We start from the raw sequence: 21,704 nt of genomic DNA on the forward strand, positions 1-21,704 counted from the left end.
ATGAGTGCCCCTTCCAAAGTTGTTCGCCGCGCGCAGGCCGGCACCACCGAAGCCGCCTGGGTGCGCTGGCTGCTGATCGGCCTCGCGCTCGGCTTCATGTTCCTGTTCCTCGTGCTGCCGCTGGCGGCGGTGGCGACCGAGGCGCTGCGCAAGGGCGTCACCGCGTACGTCGATGCGCTGAAGGAACCCGATGCCTGGAGCGCCATCCGCCTCACGCTGATCACGGCCGCCATCGCGGTGCCGATGAACCTGGTGTTCGGCGTGGCCGGCGCCTGGGCCATCGCCAAGTTCGAGTTCCGCGGCAAGGCGCTGCTGACCACGCTGGTCGACCTGCCGTTCGCGGTGTCGCCGGTGGTGGCGGGCCTGATCTACGTGCTGGTGTTCGGTGCGCAGGGTTGGCTGGGCCCTTGGCTGGCCGAGCACGACATCAAGATCATCTTCGCCGTGCCCGGCATCGTGCTGGCGACCGTGTTCGTGACCTTCCCGTTCATTGCGCGCGAACTCGTGCCGCTGATGCAGGCGCAGGGTACCGACGAGGAGCAGGCCGCCATCGTGCTCGGCGCGACCGGCTGGCAGACCTTCTGGCGCGTGACGCTGCCCAACATCAAGTGGGGCCTGCTGTACGGCGTGATCCTGTGCAACGCGCGCGCCATGGGCGAGTTCGGCGCGGTGTCGGTGGTGTCGGGCCACATCCGCGGCCAGACCAACACCATGCCGCTGCACGTGGAAGTGCTCTACAACGAATACCAGTCGGTGGCCGCCTTCGCGGTGGCTTCGCTGCTGGCGATCCTGGCGCTGGTCACGCTGGTAATCAAGTCGGTGATCGAATGGCGCCATGAGCGCGAGATGAAGGCCATTGCCGAGCTGCCCCCGGAACGGCCCCCTGAAGCCACGGCGGCCTGAGCCCTGAGAGAGAAGAAATCATGAGCATCGAAATCCGCAACATCAGCAAGCAGTTCGGCGATTTCCGCGCGCTGCGCGACGTGAGCCTCGACGTCGATTCGGGCGAGCTGGTCGCTCTGCTCGGCCCCTCGGGCTGCGGCAAGACCACGCTGCTGCGCATCATCGCGGGGCTGGAGACGGCCGATACGGGCAGCATCCTGTTCTCGGGCGAGGACACCACCGACGTGCACGTGCGCGAGCGGCAGGTGGGCTTCGTGTTCCAGCACTATGCGCTGTTCCGCCACATGACCGTGTTCGAGAACGTGGCCTTCGGCCTGCGCGTGAAGCCGCGCAAGGAGCGCCCGAGCGACGCGCAGATCAGGGCCAAGGTGACCGACCTGCTCAAGCTGGTGCAGCTCGACTGGCTGGCCGACCGCTATCCCTCGCAGCTCTCCGGCGGCCAGCGCCAGCGCATTGCGCTGGCCCGCGCGCTGGCGGTGGAGCCCAAGGTGCTGCTGCTGGACGAGCCCTTCGGCGCGCTCGACGCCAAGGTGCGCAAGGAACTGCGCCGCTGGCTGCGCCGGCTGCACGACGAGCTGCACGTCACTTCCATCTTCGTCACGCACGATCAGGAAGAGGCGCTCGAGGTGGCCGATCGCGTGGTGGTCATCAACAAGGGACAGATCGAGCAGGTCGGCTCGCCGCAGGAAGTGTGGGACCAGCCCGCGAGCCCGTTCGTCTACGGCTTCCTGGGCGACGTGAACCTGTTCCACGGCCGCGCCGACAACGGCGCGGTGCAGCTCCAGGGCATGCGCCTCGAATCTCCCGAACACAGCGGCGCGCGCGATGCCAAGGCGCGTGCCTACGTGCGTCCGCATGACATCGACGTGACACCCTACGTGACCGGTGCCTCGGGCATCGTCGCCACGCTGTCGCGCGCAATCGTGGTCGGACCTATCGCGCGGCTGGAACTTGAGCCCACCGAGTCGAATCCAGATAATCCGGGCTCCGGAACCATCATCGAAGCGCAACTCCCTGCGCAACAGTTCCGCGATCTGGGCTTGAAGGAGGGCGACACGGTCGTCGCCAATCCGCGCAAGGCCAGAGTGTTCGTAGAAGAAGATTGGGTATCTCCTTGATCGATTGGTACTTCGGCGCGCCGCGCCGCGCGTTCGGGCTGATCTGCCTGGCCTGTGTCCTGATGCTGGCCTTCGGGCTCTACCTGCAGCACGTGGTCGGGCTCGAACCCTGTCCCATGTGCATCGTGCAGCGGTACGCACTGGTGCTGGTGGCGCTGTTCACCGGGCTCGCCGGGGTTTTCCGCAACGTGGGCCTGCGTGCGGTGAGCGGCGTGCTGGCGCTGCTGGCTGCGCTGGGCGGCGCCTACACGGCGGCCTCGCAGAGCTGGCTGCAGTGGTATCCGCCCGAAGTCGTGAGCTGCGGCCGCGACCTCTACGGGATGATCGAGACCTTCCCGCTGAAGCGCGCGCTGCCGATGATCTTCCGCGGCGGCGGCGACTGCTCGAAGGTCGACTGGTCGCTGTTCGGACTGACGCTGGCGAACTGGTCGTTCGTCGCGTTCGTGGTTCTGTCGCTGCTGCTGATCACGCTGCTGGTGCGTTCGCGTCGCGCACGCTGAGCGTCTTCACCAGTCGTTTGGAAGCCGCCCCCGTTCGAGGGCGGCTTTTTCACGTCACGAGATTCAGTTGAACCAGCCTTGGCCCGAGAAACCGCAGGCCATTTCTTCCAGCAGGCTGCGCCAGTACCAGCGGCTCGCGCAGCTATCGACCAGCGCGGTATTCACGGGCTGAGCCATTTCAGGCTTGGCTGCGGGCGCAGCGAAGCTCAGCAGGTCTTGCTGCGCGGAAGCCTCTTCCATCCTGATCTTCGAAGCGGGCGCGCCGACGCTGGCGATGACGCCGGCCGTCTGCAGCGCGTCGCCGTCCTGCGGCATGTGGGTTGCGCTCGCCGCGCCGCTGAAGGCCAGCAGCGTCGCAATTGCACCACCCAGGGCTGCATTGCGCAGCAGCGTTTTCGACTGTTTGAATTTCATGGTCGTTTCCCTCAATTGAATGCGTCGGAAAAGAGATGCCCCGCCGCGAAAAAGATATTCACGGCTCATTGACATCTGCTGTGGCGGGCGGCTTGCAATGCGCTGCCCAATTGCGAATGTAGGAGTGCAATTCGGGTGCACACAGTGCCTAAAGTCACGATCTGGCCGGGGCTCGAATCGCCGTGCGTTCGCTTGTAAGAGGATGGTGTCAATACACGGCGCGGGTCTTTAAAAGTCCTTCAGCAAACGCAGCTAGGATTGTGCGAAAACCCGCGTAGCTTCTTTTTTGGCGCCGAATTCCTCGAGCGAAACAACCCGCCCTGGCGCCCTCATTCCTTTTCCTTTGCATGCCCAATAAACCGCCCCGGCGATCGCGCAAATACCTGATCGGCATTGCCGTTTTCATCGTGCTGGCCGTCATTGCCTCCTCGTTGCTGAGGCCGGCGCAGAAGAGCGAATACCTCACCGCCACCGTGCAGCGCACCGACCTGGAAAACGCCGTGCTCGCCACTGGCGTGCTGCAGGCGCTCAAGCAGGTCGAGGTGGGCGCGCAGGTGAGCGGCCAGCTCAAGTCGCTGAAGGTGGTGCTGGGACAGACAGTGAAGAAGGGCGACTGGCTCGCCGAGATCGACCCCGTCATTTCCCAGAACACCCTGGCGCAGGAGCAGGCCAAGCTCGACAACCTGCAGGCGCAGAAGCTGGCCAAGGAAGTGCGCGTCAGGCAGGCCCAGCTGACCTGGACGCGCCAGCAGGAAATGCTCGCGCAGGATGCGGCCGCGAAGCAGGACATGGAAAGCGCCGACGCCGAACTGCGCGCGCTGCGTGCCGACGCGGTGTCGCTCGAGGCGCAGATCCGCCAGCAGAAGCTGGCCGTGGCCTCGGCGCAGCAGAACCTCTCGTACACGCGCATCGTCGCGCCCATCGACGGCGACGTCGTCTCCATCAACACGCTCGAAGGCCAGACCGTGGTCGCCGCCTTCCAGGTGCCCACGCTGATGAAGCTGGCCGACCTGTCGACCATGACCGTGAAGGCGCAGGTGTCGGAAGCCGACGTGGTGCGCGTGAAGCCGGGGCAGCCGGTGTACTTCACTATCCTCGGCGATCCCGACAAGCGCTACCACGGCACGCTGCGCGCGGTGCAGCCTTCGCCCGAGAAGATCAACAACGCGGTGTTCTTCAACGCGCTCTTCGACGTGCCCAACCCCCGACCGCACGCTGCGCGTGGACATGACGGCGCAGGTCGCCATCCTGCTGGGCGAGGCGAAGCAGGCGCTGACCGTGCCGTTGACAGCGCTCGGCGAGCGCGACAAGGACGGCCGCCAGGAAGTGCGCGTGCTCAAGGCCGACCAGACCGTGGAAAAGCGGAAGGTGCGCGTGGGCATCTCCAACAACTTCCAGGCGCAGGTGCTCGAAGGCCTGAAGGAGGGCGACAACGTCATCACCGGCGATGCCTCCGCAGTGCCCGAGCGCGGCGAAACCGGCGACGGCGGCGGCCGGGGCAAGCGCTGATGCTGCAGGAATCGAAGAAGCCACTGCTGAGCCTGCGCGGCATCGGCCGCAGCTTTCCCTCGGGCGAGCAGGAAGTGCAGGTGCTCAAGGACGTGAACCTCGACATCGGCGACGGCGAGATGCTGGCCATCGTCGGCGCATCGGGCTCGGGCAAGTCGACGCTGATGAACATCCTCGGCTGCCTCGACCGGCCGAGCACCGGCACCTACACCGTCTCGGGCCAGGACGTGGGCGCGCTCGACAGCGACGCGCTGGCCGAACTGCGCCGCGAGCACTTCGGTTTCATCTTCCAGCGCTACCACCTGATGCAGCACCTGACGGCCACCGGCAACGTCGAGGTGCCCGCCGTGTACGCCGGCACCGACGGCCAGGCGCGCGAATCGCGCGCGCGGCAGCTGCTCGCGCGCCTGGGGCTGGGCGACCGCACCGAGCACCGGCCCAGCCAGCTCTCCGGTGGCCAGCAGCAGCGCGTGAGCATCGCGCGCGCGCTCATGAACGGCGGGCAGGTGATCCTGGCCGACGAACCGACCGGCGCGCTCGACAGCCGCAGCGGGCAGGAGGTCATCGGCATCCTGCGCGAGCTGCACGCGCAGGGCCACACGATCATCATCGTGACGCACGACATGCAGGTGGCGAGCTGCACCGAACGCATCATCGAGATCGCCGACGGCGTGATCGTGGGCGACCGGCCCAACGTTCCGAGCGTTACCGCGCCCACGCAGCCGGCTGCGCAAGCCGACGCCGCGGCCCCCCACGGCGATGACGAAGCCCAGGCTCGGCATCGCCCGCTTCAGCACCGGCTGGGCCCGCTTCGCCGAAGCCTTCCGCATGGCCTGGCGCTCGATGATGGCGCACCGCATGCGTACGGCGCTCACGATGCTGGGCATCGTCATCGGCATCACCTCGGTGGTGTCGATCGTGGCGATCGGGGAGGGCGCCAAGCGCTACGTGCTGTCGGACATCCGCGCCATCGGCACCAACACGCTCGACGTGTATCCGGGCCGCGATTTCGGCGACGACAAGGCCACCAGCATCCGTACGCTCATACCGTCGGACCTCGACGCCATCGCGGCCCAGCCCTACGTGCACAGCGTGACGCCCACCACCTCGCGCAGCCTGCGTCTGCGCTACCGCAGCGTGGACATCAACGGCACCGTGAACGGCGTGAGCGACAGTTTCTTCCGCGTGCGCGACATGCAGATGGCCAGCGGCGCGGCCTTCACCGCCTTGGACGTGCGCCACCAGTCGCAAGTAGTGGTGATCGACCAGAACACGCGGCGCAAGCTGTTCCCCGACGGCACGGAGCCGGTGGGCAAGATCATCCTGGTGGGCAGCCTGCCGTGCACCGTGATCGGCGTGGCGCAGGAGAAGAAGACGGTGTTCGGCGACGGAAACAAGTCGCTCAACATCTGGCTGCCCTACAGCACAGGCGCAAGCCGGCTCTTCGGGCAGCAGCACTTCGACAACATCACGGTGCGCATCCGCGACGACCAGCCGACCAAGGCGGCGGAAGACAGCATCGTCAAACTGCTCGCGCTGCGCCACGGCACCAAGGATTTCTTCACCTTCAACATGGACAGCATCGTCAAGACGGCGGAGCGCACCAGCCAGTCGCTGACGCTGCTGCTGTCGCTCATCGCGGTGATCTCGCTGGTGGTGGGCGGCATCGGCGTGATGAACATCATGCTGGTGTCGGTGACCGAGCGCACGCGCGAGATCGGCATCCGCATGGCGGTGGGTGCACGCCAGAGCGACGTGCTGCAGCAGTTCCTGACCGAGGCGGTGCTGGTGTGCCTGGTGGGCGGCCTGATCGGTGTGACGCTTTCGTACGGCATCAGCTTTCTCTTTTCGCTTCTCGTCAAGCAATGGCAGATGATCTTTTCAATCGGCGCCGTGGTTTCGGCATTTCTCTGCGCGTCGCTGATCGGCGTGCTGTTCGGCTACCTGCCGGCGCGCAACGCGGCGCGGCTGGATCCCATCGAGGCGCTGGCTCGTGAATAAGGCGCCTCTTCTTTCGCCAGCGGTGGCCGCGGCCGTGCTGCTGCTTGGCGGTTGCACCCTCTTTCAGCCGGAGCAGAGGGCGCAGCGCCCGCTGGATATTCCGCAGGGCTGGCAGCAGTCGCCCGGCTCGGGCAGTGCGGCGGCGATGGTCTCGTCCGGCTGGTGGAAGGCCTTCAACGATCCGCAGCTCGACCAGTTGATCGACAACGCGCTGCGCACCAACAGCAACCTGGCCGTGGCGGGCATTCGCGTGCAGCGCGCACAGTTGCAAGCCGGGCTGGTGAACACGAACCTCACGCCCGGCGTGGTCGGTCAGGCCAGCACCAGCCGCAGCTACGACCTCAAGCGCGGCGGCGTGGCCGGATCCGCGTCGAGTTCGCTGGTGACGCTGAGCTATGAGCTCGACCTGTGGGGCCGGCTCTCTGCGGTGCGCAGTGCCGCCGACTGGGAGCTGAAGGCCACCGAATCCGACCGCCAGGCCGCAGCGCTCGCCCTGATCGGCACCACGGCGGGTGCCTACTGGCAGACGGGTTACCTGAACCAGCGCATCGCACTGAGCGAGGCAGGCATGGAGGACGGCCGGCGCATCCTCGCGCTGGCGCGGGTTAAGTACGCGGCGGGCGCGGTGTCGGGGCTGGACGTGGCGCAAGCCGGCCAGAACCTCGCCACGCAGGAGGCCGCGCACACGCAGCTGCTGCAGCAGCGCGTGGAGGCGCGCAACGCGCTGGCGATCATCTTCGACCAGCCGCCGCAGCAGATGGCCGCCGAGCCGACGCAGCTGCCGGACACCGCCTTGCCTGTCATCGATGCCGGCTTGCCCGCGAGCCTGCTGGGCCGCCGTCCGGACCTGCGCGCCGCCGAGCAGCGGCTGCGAGGCGCCCTGGCGAACGTCGACGCCACGCGCACCGGCTTCTATCCAGCGCTGAGCCTGACGGGCTCCCTGGGCACTTCGAGCACCGCATTGGGCGAGCTGCTGAAGAACCCCGTGGGCATGCTGGGCGCGGGGCTGATGCTGCCGTTCCTGCAGTGGAACACCGCGCGGCTCACCGTCGCGGTATCGCAGACGCAGTACGAAGAGGCGGTGGTGGGATTCCGGCAGTCGCTCTACACGGCGTTGTCGGAGGTCGAGAACGCGCTCTCGTCGCGCGCACAGCTTCGCGCGGAAAGCGAGAAGCTTGCGCTGGCGCTGCAGGAGGCGCAGCGCGCCGAGCGGCTGTCGGAGGTGCGCTACCGCGCCGGCGCGACCGCGCTGCAGCCGGTGCTCGACGCGAAGGACAGGCGCCGCACGGCAGAGGTGTCGCTGGCCCAGAACCGGCTGAACCAGCTCAACGCCACGATGACGCTCTACAAGGCGCTGGGCGGAGCGGCCGAGGCGTCGTAGCGCTTTGCTCCCTCTCCCAGGGGGAGAAGGAAGAAGACATCAATCCTGGAACGGCGGCTTCTTCGCCAGCTTGCGCAGCAGCAGCAGGGGCAGGCGCAGCACGAACTCGACCATCAGCCGTGTGTGCATCCACGTGAGCAGCACGTTGTCGCGGCCATAGCGGAAGTGAGAAACGCCGCCTTCCTCGGCCGTCAGGTACTTCACCGGCGCGTCGATGTTGACCGGCTTGACGCCGCGCCAGGCCAGCCGTACGACGGCCTCGGTGTCGAAGTCGAAACGCCGCATCCAGGGCTGGCGCGCCATCACCGCGATCAGGTCGGCCACGGGATACACGCGAAAGCCGTAGAGCGAGTCGCCGACGCCCGCGAACAGGGTCTCGAGCTGCGTCCAGCCGTTCGACACGCGTCGCCCGCGCACGCGCAGCAGCGGTGCGCTGGCGTCGAACACCGGGCGGCCGAGCACCATCGTTTCGGGGCGAGCCAGCGAGGACTGCATGAAGGCCGGGATCAGGTCGGCGGGATGCTGGCCGTCGGAGTCCATCGTCAGCGCGTGGGTGAAGCCGGCTTCCTTCGCGGCGCGCAGGCCGTGCAGCACCGCCGAGCCCTTGCCCTGGTTCTGCGGCAGCACCCACACGCGCAGGCCCGGGTCGCCCTCGGCCATCTGCTGCAGGCGCTCGCCGGTACCGTCGTCGCTGCCGTCGATCACCACCCACACCGGGCTCCACTGCGCGCGGGCGGCGGCAACCGTGGAGAACAGCCGCTCGCCGGTGTTGTAGCTGGGGATCAGGACAAGGTGTGTGCGCGAGGCGTCTGGCATTCGGGGGACGCGTCGGTGGCGCGCTGTTCCATGTTTTGTCGGAAATATTGTTCGAGCTCGGCCTGCAGCACGTCGCTGTCCTGCGTGGGCGCGAAGCGCTTGCCCAGCCGCAGCCTGAAGACGATGGGCAGCGGCGGCACGCGCCACAGCGGCCAGCCCTTGGCGAGATAGGGCGAGTCGGTGTCGATGAACACGGTTTGAATGGGCGCCTGCGCCAGCTTGGCGATCAGCGTGGTGCCGGGGCGGAAGGGGTTGAGCGGCGGCGTCACCGTGCGCGTGCCCTCGGGGAAGATCACCAGCTGGCCACCGTTGCGCAGGTCGTTCACCGCCAGGCGCACCATGGTGCGGGCCGACTTGTTGCTGATGTAGCGCGCCAGTCGGGCGCCCGCGCCCAGGAAGATGTTGCCCATCAGGTCGGCCTTCATGATGCAGGCGCTGCGCGGCAGCCGCGCCACCAGCAGCAGCGCGTCGAGCATGGTCGGATGGTTGGCCACGAAGATCACGCCGGGCTCCTTGCGCATCGGGTCGAGGCAGGTGGCGTCGATGCGCATCATGCCGGTCACCGAGGCCAGCCACCAGAACATGCGGTAGGCGAAGGCGATGGTCATGCGGCCCAGCGTGCGGGCGGGCGCCGCCGGCATCACCGGGTGGATGAGCATGGCGAAGACGTTCCAGACCAGGGAGATCAGGCCCAGGAACAGCAGCAGCGCGTAGAGCATCAACGCGAGCGGAATCGATGTGAGAAATCTCAGCACGCGGGTCATTGGATCGGTAGGTCGGGCGAGGCGCGGTCGGAGGACGACCGGTCAGGCCCGCAGTTCGCCGGCCGCGGCCGTGTGGGCCTCTATCTCGACCAGCAGGTCGCTGCGGCAGATGTCGGCTTCGAGGTACACGGCATGGCGCGCCATGGGCGCATCGGCGCCGAGCGCGCCTTCGAGGATGCCGCGCACCGTCTCGGTGTCGGACGGATGCCGCACGTAGACCACGCAGTCGAGCTCGGCCAGCGAGAACTTCGCGCTGCAGCGCTCGTTGGCGGCGGCTATCACCGCCTCCAGGTTGCGCAGCGTCTCGCGCGTCTGTTCCTGCACGTTGCCGTGGTGCACGGTCTCGTGGCCGACGATGCTCGCGGTGCCGGAGATGAAGAGGGCGATGTTGCCGTCGCCGATGTCCGCCAGCGCGGCGCGAGAGAAGGTCGGCGAGCGCGGCCCGTAGGTTTCGGGATAGCGGTAGGCCGAGACCTGCCGCGGGTTCTCGACCGGCAGCGGCGCGCGCTGCCCCGCCAGGAAGCGGACCGACAGCGCGCCCTGGTGGATGCCCAGGGCGCAGGCGGCCGGGGCGCCCTCGAAGGCGGCGCGGCCGGCTTCCAGGAAAGCTTCCTGCCGCCCGAGGTTGAACTGGCGGTAGCGCTCCAGGCCGCCGCCGTCGGCATTGATCTGGGGCAGGTAGTTCCAGATGCGCTGCAGGTGCGGCGTGCCGGCCTGGTCGAGTGTCTTGAAAAGGTCGCGATAGGCGCGGTGCGCGAGTTCAGCTAGGCCTTGCTTCTCGGCGGATTCGTCGAGGTCGATGGCGCCGAGCAGCCAGTGCCCGTCGGTGCGCCAGCGCGCGATGCCGGTGGTGCCGGACTTGATCCCGGGGCCGCTCGCATGCCACACGTCGGCCATGGCGCCGTTGGCGGAGAGCACGCGTGCGTTGACGGTCGGCATCCATGCCACGCCGTGCGGCGTACCGTAGCCCAGCGCGGCGAAGGGGGCCTTGCCGTCGGCCGCCAGTGCCAGGCTGGCCGGCAGCGACAGGCGCTCGACGCGCAGATGGGTCTCGTGGCGCTGCGGCAAGGGGGCGTGCGACGGGGTGTCGGGATTCCCGGGCCCGACGGAAGGCGATGGCGTCATCGAACAATTATCACCAAAAGCATTGACCCGAATTCCGGCCTCCAGGCCCGGCGTTGTGTGCGCCGGACAGTAAACTCGGGGCTGCTCGGATTGACACAGAAACACAGGACAGCGAGATAGAAAGCCATGGCCGGACATAGCAAATGGGCGAACATTCAGCACCGGAAGGGCCGCCAGGACGAGAAGCGGGGCAAGCTCTGGACCCGCGCCATCAGAGAAATCACGGTGGCCGCCCGTGCCGGCGGCGCCGACCTGGGGGCCAACCCCCGGCTGCGGCTGGCGGTTGAAAAGGCCAAGGCGGTCAACCTGCCCATCGACACCATCAAGCGCAACATCGACAAGGCCACGGGCAACCTCGAAGGCGTCAATTACGAAGAAATTCGTTACGAAGGGTACGGCATCGGCGGCGCGGCGATCATCGTCGACACCATGACCGACAACCGCGTGCGCACCGTGGCCGAAGTGCGCCACGCCTTCTCCAAGCACGGCGGCAACATGGGCACCGAAGGCTCGGTGGCCTTCCAGTTCAAGCACTGCGGCCAGATCATCTTCGCGCCCGGCACCAGCGAGGACAAGGTGATGGAAGTGGCGCTCGAAGCGGGCGCGGAAGACGTCGTCACCGACGACGACGGCGCCATCGAGGTGATCACCTCCGTGGCCGACTTCGAGGCCGTGAAGAACGCGCTCGAAGCCGCCGGCCTGAAGCCCGACGCCGCCGAAGTCACGATGCGTGCCGAAAACACCGTGGACGTGACCGGCGAGGACGCCGCAAGAATGCAGAAGCTGCTCGACGTGCTCGAGGACCTGGACGACGTGCAGGAGGTGTATCACAACGCCTCGCTGTCCGAGTGACCTGGCGACGCCGAATGAATGTTTGTTGAATCACAGCGAGAAATGAAGGCCCGCGAATGAAGGTACTGGTAATTGGGGGAGGGGGCCGCGAACACGCTCTCGCATGGCGACTGGCGCAGGCTGCCAGGGTGAGCCGCGTGTACGTGGCGCCGGGCAACGGCGGCACGGCGAGCGACGAGCGCTACGACTGCATCGACATCACCGAGCCCGCCGCGCTGCGCGAGTGGGCCATCAAGGAAAAGATCGCGCTGACCGTGGTCGGCCCCGAGGCGCCGCTGGCTGCCGGCGTGGTCGACGAGTTCCGCGCGCACGGCCTGCGCATCTTCGGCCCGACGCAGGCGGCCGCCCAGCTCGAGAGCTCGAAGGCCTTCTCCAAGGCCTTCATGAAGCGCCACAAGATTCCGACGGCCGAGTACGAGGCCTTCACCGACGCCGCTGCCGCGCACGCCTATATCGACGCCAAGGGCGCTCCCATCGTCGTCAAGGCCGACGGGCTGGCGGCCGGCAAGGGCGTGGTGGTTGCCATGACCGCGCAGGAAGCGCACGAGGCGGTCGACTTCATGCTGGTCGACAACAAGTTCGGCGTGTCGCACAACGAAGGCGGCGCGCGCGTCGTCATCGAGGAGTTCCTGCAGGGCGAGGAAGCCAGCTTCATCGTGCTGTGCGACGGCAAGAACGTGACCGCGCTGGCCACCAGCCAGGACCACAAGCGCCTGCTCGACAACGACGAAGGCCCCAACACCGGCGGCATGGGCGCGTATTCGCCCGCGCCGGTGGTCACGGCCGAGGTGCATGCGCGCGCCATGCGCGAGATCATCCTGCCGACCATCCGCGGCATGGAGAAGGACGGCATCCCGTACACCGGCTTCCTGTACGCCGGCCTCATGATCGACGCGGCCGGCCACCCCAAGACGCTCGAATTCAACTGCCGCATGGGCGACCCCGAGACGCAGCCGATCATGATGCGGCTCAAGTCCGACCTGTTCGAAGTCTTCTGGCACGCCACCGACGGCACGCTCGACCAGGTCGAGCTGCAGTGGGACCGCCGCGTGGCGCTGGGCGTGGTCATGGCCGCGCATGGCTATCCGCTCTCGCCGCGCAAGGGCGACCGCATCACCGGCATTCCGGCCGAAGCGCCCGACGCGGTGGTGTTCCATGCGGGCACCACGCTCGACAACGGCGAGCTCAAGACCAGCGGCGGCCGCGTGCTGTGCGTGACCGTGCTGGCCGACAGCGTGAAGCAGGCGCAGCAGCGGGCCTATGAGGTCGCGGCGCGCGTCCAGTTCGATGGCGCGCAGTACCGCAAGGACATCGGATTCCGCGCGATCCATGCGCGCAACCCCCACGGCTCCTGATGCAGCAGACCAATCCGGCGGCGGTCGGCGAGTACCTGCGCGGACTGCAGCAGTCGATCATCGCGGCGGTTGAGAAGGCCGACGGCGGAGCCTGCGTGCGCGACGCCTGGCAGAAGGCCCCGGGCGAGCCGCTGCAGGGCAACGGCCTCACCTGCATCCTCGAAGGCGGCGAACTCTTCGAGCGCGCGGGCTGCGGCTTCTCGCAGGTGCGCGGGCCGAAGCTGCCGCCCTCGGCCACGCAGAACCGTCCTGAGCTGGCGGGCGCTCCGTTCGAGGCGATGGGCGTGTCGCTGGTGTTCCATCCGCGCAATCCGTACGTGCCGATCGTGCACATGAACGTTCGCATGCTCGCCGCGCTCCCCGAAGGCGGCGAGCCGGTGTGCTGGTTCGGCGGCGGCATGGACCTCACCCCCTGCTACGGCTTCGAAGAGGACGCGGTGCACTTCCACACCGTGTGCCGCGATTCGCTCGCTGCTTTCGGCGAGGACAAGTACCCGCGCTTCAAGACCTGGTGCGACGAGTATTTCTTCCTCAAGCACCGCAACGAGCAGCGCGGCGTCGGCGGCATCTTCTTCGACGACTTCTCCGAAGGCGGCTTCGAGAACGGCTTCGCAATGATCCGCTCGGTGGGCGACGGCTTCCTGCCGGCCTACCTGCCGATCGTCGAGCGCCGCCGCAACACGCCCTACACCGAGCGCGAGCGCAACTTCCAGCTCTATCGGCGTGGCCGATACGTGGAGTTCAACCTCGTGTGGGACCGCGGCACGCACTTCGGCCTGCAATCGGGCGGGCGCACGGAGTCGATCCTGCTGTCGATGCCGCCGTTGGCGAGCTGGGCCTACCAGCAGCAGCCTGAGCCGGGCAGCCCCGAGGCCGCTCTGTATAGCAAGTTCATCGTCCGGCGCGACTGGTTGTGAACCCTTCTTCCGGCAAGGCACCGCGCCGCATCGGCATCTTTGGCGGCGCATTCGATCCGCCGCACAACGCCCATGTGGCGCTCGCCGAAGCCGCGCTGGCGCAACTCGATCTCGACGAACTGCACGTGATTCCTACCGGCCAGGCCTGGCACAAGAGCAGGGCGCTCACGCCGAAGGAAGATCGGCTCGCCATGACGCGGCTGGCTTTCGGCGGGCTGCAGGGCACTGTGGTCGTCGACAGCCGCGAAGTGCTGCGCGACGGCCCCACCTACACGCTCGATACCCTGCACGAACTGCAGCGCGAGCAGCCTGGCGCGCAGCTGGTGCTGATCATGGGCGCCGACCAGGCGAGTGCGCTGCCGACCTGGCACGGCTGGCAGGATATACTCGGCATTGCTATTGTTTCTGTAGCGTATCGCGCACTATCGACGGGCAGCACTGCCCGTTTTGATCCGAAATCACTGCCCGGCCTGCCAGCCGGCGCGCGTTTCGAGGCGCTCGAACTGCCTCCCATGGACATCAGCGCCACCGAGATCCGGCGGCGCGCAGCGCTCGGCGTGGACATTTCCTCGCTGGTTCCGCCCACGGTTGCACGCTATATTGACCAACACCACCTCTACCGCTCTGCCTGATGACCACTGAAGCCGCCGCAAAGAAAGACACCCAGAAACTCCAGCGAGCCATCATCGATGGCCTCGAAGACGTCAAGGCGCAGGACATCAAGGTATTCGACACCGAGCATCTCTCGCCGCTTTTCGAGCGCGTGATCGTCGCCTCGGGCACCTCCAACCGCCAGACGAAGGCGCTGGCCGCCAGCGTGCGCGACGCGGTGCGCGAAGCCGGCTTCGCCAAGCCGCGCGTGGAGGGTGAGGACAACGGCGAATGGATCATCGTGGACTGCGGCTCGGCCGTGGCGCACATCATGCAGCCCGCCATCCGCCAGTACTACCACCTCGAAGAGATCTGGGGCGACAAGCCGGTGCGTGCCAAGCTCGGCGGCACCAAGCCGGCGGTAGCCACGGCCTCCAAGGCTGGCGCCGAGGAAAAGAAGGCTGCCAAGGAGAAGGCCGCCAAGGAACCGACGCTGCGCCGCTCCAGCGCCGCCAAGACCGCGATCCGCGCAGCCGAGCAGGAAGCCAAGGCTGCGAAGGCACCGGCCAAGAAAACCGCCGCCAAGAAGGCGCCCGCCAAGAAAACCACCGCCGCGCGCGTGCCGGTCAAGGTCGTGGGCAAGCCCGCCGCCAAGAAGCCCGCGGCGAAGAAGACCACGGCCGCCAGGAAGGCGCCAGCCCGCCGCGCATGAAGCTGCTGGTGGTCGCCGTCGGGCAGCGCATGCCCGATTGGGCTCAGACTGCCTGGGACGACTACGCCAAGCGCTTTCCGCCCGAGCTCAAGCTCGAACTGCGCGCCGTCAAGACCGAGCCGCGCGGCTCCAAGACGCTGGAAACCCTCTACGCCGCGGAACGCGAGCGCATCGAAGGCGCCATCGCGCGCGGAATGCGCATCGTCGTGCTCGACGAGCGCGGCACGGCGCTGACCACCAAGGCGCTCGCCGCACGCCTGCAGGCCTGGCAGGGCGAGGGCGATGACGTCGCCCTGGTCATCGGCGGGCCGGACGGGCTCGACCCGGCCTTCAAGGCCGCGGCCCACGAACGCATCCGCCTGTCGGACCTGACGCTGCCGCACGCGATGGCGCGGGTGCTGCTGGTCGAGCAGCTGTACCGTGCGTGGTCGGTGAACGCGGGTCATCCTTACCACCGCGAATGACCAGCGCCGACGGGCAGGTCGCGTTGCTCGAGGAAAGAGGCCATGCATCGGTGCCGGCGCTGGTGCAGCCCGGGCTGCTCGATGCCGCGGCGCGGTCGCTCGATCAATGGCTGGGGCAGGCGGCGGGCAGCCGCAATCTGCTGGCTCATTCGCCGTGCAGCGAAATGGCCATCGAGCTGAAGGCGCGGCTTCTCGGCATGGGCGTGCTCGATGCATCGTCGGTCGCCGTGCAATGCACGTTCTTCGACAAGACACCCGGCAGGAACTGGCTGGTCGCCCTGCACCAGGACACGTCGATCCCGGCCTCGGGCGCCGGCATGCCCGCCGTCGTCAAGGAGGGGGAGCCGTATGTGCAGCCGCCGATCGACGTGCTGCAGTCGCTGCTCGCCGTGCGGGTGCATCTGGACGACTGCGGCGCCGACGCGGGGCCGCTGCGTGTCGTTCCGGGCAGCCACCGCGCGGGCCGGCTGGACGCCGACGAAGCACAGGCCCTGCGATTCGCCCATGGCGAAACCGTCTGCACGGCGGCGCGCGGCGATGCCCTGCTGATGCGCCCCTTGTTGCTGCACGCCTCGTCGCGTGCGAAGTCGCCGGCGCGCCGGCGTGTCCTTCACTTTCTGTTCGGACCCGCGAGCCTGCCGCAGGGGCTGGTCTGGAACCACATCGTGGCCGGCGGGCAGCCGACGTCACAGGAGACCTGAACCTTGCCGGATTTCATCTACCTCGCCTCGCAGAGCCCGCGCCGCGCCCAGTTGCTCGGCCAGCTCGGCGTTCGCCATGAACTGCTGCTGGCCGATGCCGACGAGGATGCCGAGTCGCTCGAGGCCGTGCTGCCCAACGAGGCCCCAGCCACCTACGTGCAACGCGTCACCGGCCTGAAGCTCGACGCCGCCGTGGCCCGGATGCGCAGGCGCGGCCTGCCCGAAGCACCGGTGCTCTGCGCCGACACCACGGTCGCGCTCCGCCGCACCATCCTCGGCAAGCCGGAAGACGAAAAGGACGCCGCTCGCATGCTGCGGATGCTCTCCGGCACCACGCATCGCGTGCTGACCGCCGTTGCGCTGCATCACGGCAAAAAGAGCCATGCGGCGCTCAGCGTGTCGCGCGTGCGCTTCGCCGACCTCTCCAGGGCGCAGATCGCCCGCTATGCCGCAAGCGGCGAGCCGCTGGGCAAGGCCGGCGCGTACGCCATCCAGGGCGCGGCGGCGGCGTTCGTCGAGCACATCAGCGGCTCCTATTCGGGCATCATGGGCCTCCCCATGTTCGAGACCGCACAACTCTTGCGGCAGGCGGGGATGCTCAAGTGAACACGCCATGACACTCAAGACCACATTCTTTTTCAGGGCCGCCGCGGAACCGGCTTCGCCGGGCCGCTGGCGGCGCCCCCCTGCAGGGGGGTGGGCGAAGCGACACGAAGTGCGCGCAGCCTGGGGGGTGAGCCTATGAGTCAAGACATCCTGATCAACTGGTCTCCACAGGAGACCCGCGTGGCGCTGATCGAGCACGGCGCGGTGCAGGAACTGCACGTCGAACGCACGCTGGAGCGCGGGCTGGTCGGCAACATCTATCTGGGCAAGGTGTCGCGCGTGCTGCCGGGCATGCAGTCGGCCTTCATCGACATCGGCCTGGAGCGCACGGCATTCCTGCACGTGGCCGACATCGTGGCGCCGTTCACGCCGGGTTCGCGCCCCAGCGCGCCGGCACCCGAGCGCGACCACCGCAACGGCGGGCCGATGGTGCCCATCGAGAAGCAGGTGTTCGAAGGCCAGTCGCTGCTGGTGCAGGTCATCAAGGACCCCATCGGTACCAAGGGCGCGCGGCTTTCCACCCAGATCAGCATTGCCGGCCGGCTGCTGGTGTTCCTGCCCCAGGACAATCACATCGGCGTGTCGCAGAAGATCCCGGCGGAGCAGCGCGAATCGTTGCGCAATCGGATGCTCGCGCTGATCGAGGCAGCCGCGGCGGCCGACAGCGGCGGCGTGGTGCCGGCCAACACGGGCGGCTTCATCCTGCGCACCAACGGCGAGGATTCCAGCGACTCCGAACTGGCCGAGGACATTGCCTACCTGCGAAAGACCTGGTCGCGCATTCGCGACGCCTCCATGCGCATGCCGCCGATGTCGCTGCTGCACCAGGACCTGAGCCTGCTGCAGCGCGTGCTGCGCGACATGACCGGCGAGGAAACGCAGACCATCCGCATCGATTCGCGCGAGCAGTTCGAGCTGCTGCTGAAGTTCGGCCTCGAATACATGCCCAAGGCAGCGGGCAAGCTGCAGCACTACAAGGGCGAGCGGCCGATCTTCGACCTTTATTCGGTCGACGAGGAAATCGCGAAGGCACTGGGCCGGCGGGTCGACCTGAAGTCGGGCGGCTACCTCGTGGTCGACCAGACCGAGGCGCTGACCACGGTGGATGTGAACACCGGCGGCTTCGTCGGCGCGCGCAACTTCGACGACACCATCTTCAAGACCAACCTCGAAGCGGCGCAGGCCATCGCGCGGCAGTTGCGGCTGCGCAACCTGGGCGGGATCATCATCGTCGACTTCATCGACATGGGCCGCGACGACCACCGCGAGCAGGTGCTGGCGGAGTTCCGCAAGCAGCTCGCGCGCGACCGCGTGAAGACCACGGCAGGCGGCTTCTCGCAGCTGGGGCTGGTGGAGATGACGCGCAAGCGCACGCGCGAATCGCTGGCGCACATGCTCTGCGAGCCCTGCATCGCCTGCGGCGGACAGGGCATCGTGAAGACGGCGCGCAGCGTAGCTTACGACGTGATGCGCGAGATCCTGCGCGAGGCGCGGCAGTTCACGCCGCGCGAGTTCCGCATCGTGTCGTCGCCGCAGGTGATCGAACTGTTCCTCGACGAGGAGAGCCAGCACCTCGCGGGCCTGAGCGATTTCATCGGCAAGCCGATCTCGTTGCGGGCCGAGCCGGCGATCGGGCAGGGGCAGTACGACATCGTGCTGCTCTGAGGCAGCACAACAGGTCGTTCAAAGCGTCGGATCCTGCCCTGGTGGGGCGCTGCGCACCGCCAGCGTCTGCAGGCGCGCGTAGAGCCCGTCGAGCGCCATGAGTTGCTCGTGGCTGCCTTGCTCGGCGATGCGGCCTCGCTCCATCACGATGATCCGGTCGGCGTGCTGGATGGTCGAGAGGCGGTGCGCCACGATCAGCGTGGTGCGGTTCTGCATCAGGCGCTGAAGGGCGTCCTGCACCAGCCGTTCGGATTCGGTGTCGAGGGCCGAAGTGGCCTCGTCGAGCAGCAGCACCGGCGCGTTCTTGTAGAGCGCGCGGGCAATGGCGAGGCGCTGGCGCTGGCCGCCGGAGAGCTGCGTTGCGTTGTGGCCCAGCACGGTGTCGATGCCCTGGGGCAGGTTCTCGACGTGCGAACTCAGGTTGGCAGCCGCTATGCATTGCTGCACGCGCTCGCGGTCGATCTCGGTGCCCAGGGCCACGTTGGCGGCCAGCGTGTCGTTGAGCATCACCACGTCCTGGCTCACCATCGCGAACTGGGCGCGCAGGCTCTTGAGCTGCCATTCGCTGGTGTCGTGGCCGTCGAGCAGCACCTGGCCACTGCTGGGCTGCACGAAGCGCGGCAGCAGATTGACCAGCGTGGTCTTGCCGGAACCCGAAGGGCCGACGAAGGCCACCACCTGCCCAGGCTCGATGGTCAGGCTCACGCCGTCGAGCGCGCGAGGCTCATCGTCGCCGCGGTAGCTGACCTTCACGTTGCGCAGCTCGATGCGGCCCTGGGCGTGTTCGAGGGTGAAGCTGCCTTGCGATTCGGGTGCCACTTCGTCGATGAGGATCAGCCCGCGCTCCAGCGCGGCGAGGCCGCGGGTGATCGGGCCGGCCACCTCGGCCAGCCGGCGGATGGGGGCGATCAGCATCAGCATGGCTGTGATGTAGGCAACGAAGCCACCCACGGTGAAGCCCTGCTTGCCGCTTTGCCAGAGCGCGATCATCACCACCACCGAGAGCGCCAGCGAGGCCATCATCTGCGTGAGCGGCGTGGTGGCCGCCTGCGCGATGGTCGACTTCACGGCCAGCCGGTTCAGGCGCTGGCTCAGTTGCTCGAAGCGGCGGCCTTGGGCGTCCTCGGCGCCGTGCAGGCGCACCACGCGGTGCGCGAGCACGTTTTCCTCGACCACGTAGGCCAGCTCGTCGGTGGCCTGCTGGCCCTGCTGGGTCAGGCGATAGAGCCGCTTGGAGAACACCTTCATGATCCACGAGATGCTGGGCACCAGGAAGGCGACGATGAGCGTGAGCTTCCAGTTCAGGTAGATCAGGTAGCCCAGCAGGGCAACCAGCGTGAAGCCGTCGCGCGTGAGGCCGAGCAGCGCCTGCACCAGCAGCATGGCGCCGGTCTGCACTTCATAGACGACCGTGTTCGACAGGGCACTGGCCGACTGCCGGGCGAACAGCGCGAGTTCGGCGCCGAGCAGCCGCTCGAACAGCACGCGCCGCAGCTTCTGCATGCCTTCGTTGGCGATGCGCGAGAGCGCGTACTGCGAAATGAACTGCGCAATGCCCCCGCACCGCGAACAGCAGCAGCACCGCGGCGGGCACGAACCACAGCGGCATCTCGCCGCGCGTGAAGCCCCGGTCGAGCAGGGGCTTGAGCAGGGCCGCCATCAGCGGCTCGGTGACTGCGGCGAGCAGCGCCCCGATCAGTCCAAGGGCCCACCACTGGCGAGAGCCGCCGAACCATGTCATCAGTCGCGCCAGGCGGCGCATCAGGGGAGGGCGCGCGTTCTCGCCGCCGGGGGATGCTTGCATGGCGGCGGATTCTACGGGGCAGGCCTTTGCAGGCCTGCGGCTGCCGCCTCTGTAGGACCGTGCCGACGGATAAACGTTTTGTGACGGCGCCCCTCGGCCAGTGTGTAACATGTCGCCCGTTGAAGCCGGGGAGAACTTTTCACCCCGAAACCTCTCCGAACCGAATGAACAAGCCGTTGCCAGCTCCAATTCCAACTCCTTCTTCATCGTTATTTGCCCGCCGCACCCTCATAGCGGCCCTCGCTGCCACCCCCATGATTCCTGCTCTGGCCCAGTTCCGGGTCGAGGTTTCCGGTGTTGGGCTCACGCAGCTGCCGATCGCGCTCGTCCCGTTCAAGGGGCAGGAGTCCTCCCCGCAGAAGATCTCCGACATCGTCCAGGCCGACCTGGAGCGCAGCGGCCAGTTCCGCGGCGTCGATGCATCGGGACAGGCTCTGGACGAGGCATCGCGCCCCGATCTTTCCCTGTGGCGCCAGCGCACGGCCGATTCGCTCGTGGTCGGCAGCGTCACCCGGCTGGCCGACGGCCGCTTCGACGTGCGTTTCCGCCTGTGGGACGTGGTGAAGGGCCAGGACCTGGGCGGCCAGAGCTACATCGTTCCCCAGGGCGACCTGCGCCTGGCTTCGCACCGCATCGCCGACTACGTGTATGAGAAGCTGACCGGCGAAAAGGGCATCTTCTCGACCCGCATTGCCTACGTCACGAAGGCCGGCAGCCGCTATTCGCTGTGGGTGGCCGACGCCGACGGCGAGAACGCCCAGGCCGCGCTCGCCAGCCCCGAACCGATCATCTCGCCGTGCTGGTCTTCCAACGGCCAGCAGCTGGCCTACGTGTCCTTCGAGTCGCGCAAGCCGGTCGTGTACGTGCACAACGTGGCCACGGGCCAGCGCCGCCTGCTCGCGAACTTCAAGGGCTCCAACAGCGCTCCGGCCTGGGCACCCGACGGCAATTCGCTGGCCGTCACGCTCAGCCGCGACGGCGGCTCGCAGCTTTTCTCGATTCCGGCAAGCGGCGGTGAGCCGCGCCGCCTGACGCAAAGCTCCAGCATCGACACCGAGCCCGTGTACTCGGCCGACGGCGGCACGATCTACTTCGTGAGCGATCGCGGCGGCGCTCCCCAGATCTACAAGATGAGTGCCAGCGGCGGCAGTCCGACCCGGGTGACCTTCAGCGGCACCTACAACATCTCTCCGTCCGTCAGCGGCGATGGCCGGTGGTTGGCCTACATCTCGCGAGTAGGCGGCGCCTTCAAACTCCATGTGATGGAGTTGGCTACCGGCAGCGTGAGCGCGATCACCGACACCTCCGCGGACGAAAGTCCGAGTTTTGCTCCGAACAGCAAGCTGATCGTCTACGCAACGCAGTTGCAAGGCCGCGAAGCCCTGATGACGACCACGCTCGATGGAAAAATAAAAGCACGACTGGCGGGACAGGCGGGAGACATCAGGGAACCGGACTGGGGTCCGTTTCAAAAGCAATGACTAAGGTTTATTTGAGGAGTTTTCA

Annotated in this window: 18 protein-coding genes and 3 pseudogenes; 16 read left to right on the top strand and 5 right to left on the bottom strand. The window is 67.5% G+C overall.

Going from position 1 to position 21,704, the window contains the following annotated elements; translation table 11 throughout:
* From cysW to ACHMXA_RS17410, 3 genes are read left to right on the top strand one after another with little or no spacing between them, the layout of a single operon-like run.
* A complete protein-coding gene (gene cysW, locus ACHMXA_RS17400) occupies positions 1–903 on the top strand; it encodes a sulfate ABC transporter permease subunit CysW (protein ID WP_176663883.1) in 903 nt (300 codons plus the stop codon).
* Between the two features lie 20 nt (positions 904–923).
* A complete protein-coding gene (locus tag ACHMXA_RS17405; RefSeq protein WP_395315954.1) occupies positions 924–2,021 on the top strand; it encodes a sulfate/molybdate ABC transporter ATP-binding protein in 1,098 nt (365 codons plus the stop codon).
* Positions 2,018–2,521 carry a disulfide bond formation protein B gene (locus tag ACHMXA_RS17410; protein WP_395315955.1) on the top strand — a complete coding sequence of 168 codons (504 nt, stop codon included), beginning with the start codon at positions 2,018–2,020 and terminating at the stop codon, positions 2,519–2,521. The genes ACHMXA_RS17405 and ACHMXA_RS17410 overlap by 4 nt, the downstream gene beginning before the upstream one ends.
* Positions 2,522–2,584: 63 nt before the next feature.
* Here ACHMXA_RS17410 and ACHMXA_RS17415 read toward each other — a convergent pair whose 3' ends face one another.
* Entirely contained in the window at positions 2,585–3,004 is a 420-nt protein-coding gene (locus tag ACHMXA_RS17415) for a hypothetical protein (RefSeq protein WP_395315956.1), read from the bottom strand.
* Between the two features lie 278 nt (positions 3,005–3,282).
* Here ACHMXA_RS17415 and macA point away from each other — a divergent pair.
* The 3 genes and pseudogenes from macA to ACHMXA_RS17430 all read left to right on the top strand — a co-directional run bounded on the left by macA (position 3,283) and on the right by ACHMXA_RS17430 (position 7,826).
* Positions 3,283–4,444, top strand: a pseudogene (gene macA / locus ACHMXA_RS17420) (macrolide transporter subunit MacA).
* Positions 4,444–6,445: pseudogene (macB, locus tag ACHMXA_RS17425) on the top strand (macrolide ABC transporter ATP-binding protein/permease MacB). Before macA ends, macB begins: the two co-directional pseudogenes overlap by 1 nt.
* Positions 6,438–7,826: an efflux transporter outer membrane subunit gene (locus tag ACHMXA_RS17430; RefSeq protein ID WP_395315957.1), complete on the top strand. Its 1,389-nt coding sequence runs from the start codon at positions 6,438–6,440 to the stop codon at positions 7,824–7,826. Before macB ends, ACHMXA_RS17430 begins: the two are co-directional and overlap by 8 nt.
* 39 nt (positions 7,827–7,865) lie before the next feature.
* On the opposite strand, the gene ACHMXA_RS17435 is transcribed toward ACHMXA_RS17430, so the two are convergent.
* Genes ACHMXA_RS17435 through ACHMXA_RS17445 form a run of 3 tightly spaced genes read right to left on the bottom strand, consistent with a single transcriptional unit; the run spans position 7,866 to position 10,531 of the window.
* Positions 7,866–8,642, bottom strand: coding sequence for a glycosyltransferase family 2 protein (locus tag ACHMXA_RS17435; protein WP_176663890.1), 777 nt, complete (start codon positions 8,640–8,642; stop codon positions 7,866–7,868).
* Positions 8,609–9,406 carry a 1-acyl-sn-glycerol-3-phosphate acyltransferase gene (locus ACHMXA_RS17440; protein ID WP_176663891.1) on the bottom strand — a complete coding sequence of 266 codons (798 nt, stop codon included), beginning with the start codon at positions 9,404–9,406 and terminating at the stop codon, positions 8,609–8,611. Before ACHMXA_RS17440 ends, ACHMXA_RS17435 begins: the two co-directional genes overlap by 34 nt.
* 42 nt (positions 9,407–9,448) lie before the next feature.
* Entirely contained in the window at positions 9,449–10,531 is a 1,083-nt protein-coding gene (locus ACHMXA_RS17445) for a Rid family hydrolase (RefSeq protein WP_395315958.1), read from the bottom strand.
* A gap of 126 nt (positions 10,532–10,657) precedes the next feature.
* Between ACHMXA_RS17445 and ACHMXA_RS17450 the strand changes: the two genes are divergently transcribed.
* From ACHMXA_RS17450 to rng, 9 genes are all read left to right on the top strand, one after another.
* Entirely contained in the window at positions 10,658–11,383 is a 726-nt protein-coding gene (locus tag ACHMXA_RS17450) for a YebC/PmpR family DNA-binding transcriptional regulator (RefSeq protein ID WP_395315959.1), read from the top strand.
* 56 nt (positions 11,384–11,439) lie between these two features.
* Positions 11,440–12,738 (top strand): phosphoribosylamine--glycine ligase, encoded by a 1,299-nt coding sequence (gene purD, locus ACHMXA_RS17455; protein ID WP_176663894.1) that lies wholly within the window; start codon positions 11,440–11,442, stop codon positions 12,736–12,738.
* Positions 12,738–13,655 carry an oxygen-dependent coproporphyrinogen oxidase gene (hemF, locus tag ACHMXA_RS17460; protein WP_395315960.1) on the top strand — a complete coding sequence of 306 codons (918 nt, stop codon included), beginning with the start codon at positions 12,738–12,740 and terminating at the stop codon, positions 13,653–13,655. The genes purD and hemF overlap by 1 nt, the downstream gene beginning before the upstream one ends.
* Positions 13,652–14,287 (top strand): nicotinate-nucleotide adenylyltransferase, encoded by a 636-nt coding sequence (gene nadD / locus ACHMXA_RS17465; RefSeq protein WP_395315961.1) that lies wholly within the window; start codon positions 13,652–13,654, stop codon positions 14,285–14,287. Before hemF ends, nadD begins: the two co-directional genes overlap by 4 nt.
* Complete coding sequence (rsfS, locus tag ACHMXA_RS17470) at positions 14,287–14,958, top strand: ribosome silencing factor (RefSeq protein WP_395315962.1); 672 nt, start codon at positions 14,287–14,289, stop codon at positions 14,956–14,958. Before nadD ends, rsfS begins: the two co-directional genes overlap by 1 nt.
* Positions 14,955–15,422, top strand: a complete 468-nt coding sequence (rlmH, locus tag ACHMXA_RS17475) for a 23S rRNA (pseudouridine(1915)-N(3))-methyltransferase RlmH (protein WP_126181685.1) — start codon at positions 14,955–14,957, stop codon at positions 15,420–15,422. The genes rsfS and rlmH overlap by 4 nt, the downstream gene beginning before the upstream one ends.
* On the top strand, positions 15,419–16,123 hold the full coding sequence (locus ACHMXA_RS17480; RefSeq protein WP_395315963.1) for a phytanoyl-CoA dioxygenase family protein: 705 nt from the start codon (positions 15,419–15,421) through the stop codon (positions 16,121–16,123). The genes rlmH and ACHMXA_RS17480 overlap by 4 nt, the downstream gene beginning before the upstream one ends.
* Positions 16,124–16,126: 3 nt before the next feature.
* A complete protein-coding gene (locus ACHMXA_RS17485) occupies positions 16,127–16,729 on the top strand; it encodes a Maf family protein (protein ID WP_395315964.1) in 603 nt (200 codons plus the stop codon).
* A 135-nt stretch (positions 16,730–16,864) separates the two neighbouring features.
* A complete protein-coding gene (gene rng, locus ACHMXA_RS17490; RefSeq protein ID WP_176663900.1) occupies positions 16,865–18,394 on the top strand; it encodes a ribonuclease G in 1,530 nt (509 codons plus the stop codon).
* 18 nt (positions 18,395–18,412) lie between these two features.
* Here the strand turns inward: rng and msbA are convergent.
* Positions 18,413–20,198 (bottom strand): annotated as a pseudogene (gene msbA / locus ACHMXA_RS17495) (lipid A export permease/ATP-binding protein MsbA).
* A gap of 254 nt (positions 20,199–20,452) precedes the next feature.
* Between msbA and tolB the strand changes: the two are divergent.
* Positions 20,453–21,679 (top strand): Tol-Pal system beta propeller repeat protein TolB, encoded by a 1,227-nt coding sequence (gene tolB / locus ACHMXA_RS17500; protein ID WP_218088120.1) that lies wholly within the window; start codon positions 20,453–20,455, stop codon positions 21,677–21,679.
* Positions 21,680–21,704: the final 25 nt, after the last annotated feature.

Origin of the sequence: Variovorax sp. UC74_104 (assembly GCF_044055375.1) — a bacterium.
Taxonomy (GTDB): domain Bacteria; phylum Pseudomonadota; class Gammaproteobacteria; order Burkholderiales; family Burkholderiaceae_C; genus Variovorax.